The 1133-nt window shown below is 76.3% G+C and carries 1 protein-coding gene; it reads left to right on the forward strand.

The features are described 5' to 3' along the window. Positions 1 to 104: 104 nt before the first annotated feature. Positions 105 to 1133, forward strand: a 1029-nt coding sequence (locus SSBG_RS04190; protein WP_037868900.1) for an alpha-amylase family glycosyl hydrolase, incomplete at its 3' end; no start/stop codon positions are given.

The following is a 1133-nucleotide window of genomic DNA, read 5'->3' on the forward strand; positions in this document are numbered from 1 at the left end:
GGGGGGGGGGGGGGTCCGCGCCCCCGCCCCCGTTCACCCCTCCGATTCATCCGTCCGCGCGTCCGCATGACACACTCGCCCGCCGCGCGGGTACACAACCCCCCATGACCTCCGACTCGTCCCCAGCCCCCGAAGCGGTCTTCGCCCCGCCGACCGCGACCTACCGGCTCCAGCTCACACCCGGCCGCGGCTTCGCGGACGCGGCGGACCTCGTCCCGTACCTCGCCTCGCTCGGTGTCTCGCACCTGCACCTCTCCCCCGTCCTGGAGGCGGTGCCCGGCTCGGAGCACGGCTACGACGTGACCGACCCGACGCGGGTGCGCGAGGAGCTGGGCGGCCGGGAAGGACTGCTCGCGCTCGCCGGGACGGCCCGCGCGCACGGGCTCGGCCTCGTGCTCGACCTCGTCCCCAACCACATGGCCGCCTCGCCGCGCCACACGCGCGCGCTGTGGCACGTCCTGCGCGAGGGGCCCGGCTCGCCGTACGCGCGCTGGTTCGACCTGGACTGGGAGGGCGGCGGCGGGCGGCTCCTGCTCCCCGTGCTCGGCGGCCGGCTCGCGGACGTGCAGGACGAGCTGACCGTCGAGGACGGCGAGTTGCGGTACCACGAGCACGCCTTCCCGCTGCGCGCGGGCACCGAGCACCTGCCGCTCGGCGAACTCCTCGACGCGCAGTGGTACCGGCTCGCGTGGTGGCGACTGGCCCGCACGGAGCTGAACTACCGGCGGTTCTTCACGATTTCGGAGCTGATCGGGGTGCGGCAGGAGGACCCGGAGGTCTTCGCGGCGACGCACAGCCTCGTCCTCGACCTCATGGCGAGCGGCGCCGTGCGGGGGCTGCGCATCGACCACCCGGACGGGCTCGCCGACCCCGGCGGCTACCTGCGCCGACTCGGGGAGCACGCGGCGCGGGCCGCGCCGGACGGGCACTGGACGGTCGTGGAGAAGATCCTCGCGGACGGCGAGGCGCTGCCCGAGGGCTGGCCGGTCTCGGGCACGACGGGGTACGACGCGCTGCGCCACATCGACGGCGTCTTCACCGACGCGGCCGGGCACGACGCCCTCCTCGGCCGCTACCGCGCGCTCGCCGCGCCGGCCGAGGCGCGCGGGGGTGCCTGGCCGGAGACGGCGCGG

Origin of the sequence: Streptomyces sp. SPB074 (genome assembly GCF_000154905.1) — a bacterium.
Taxonomy (GTDB): domain Bacteria; phylum Actinomycetota; class Actinomycetes; order Streptomycetales; family Streptomycetaceae; genus Streptomyces.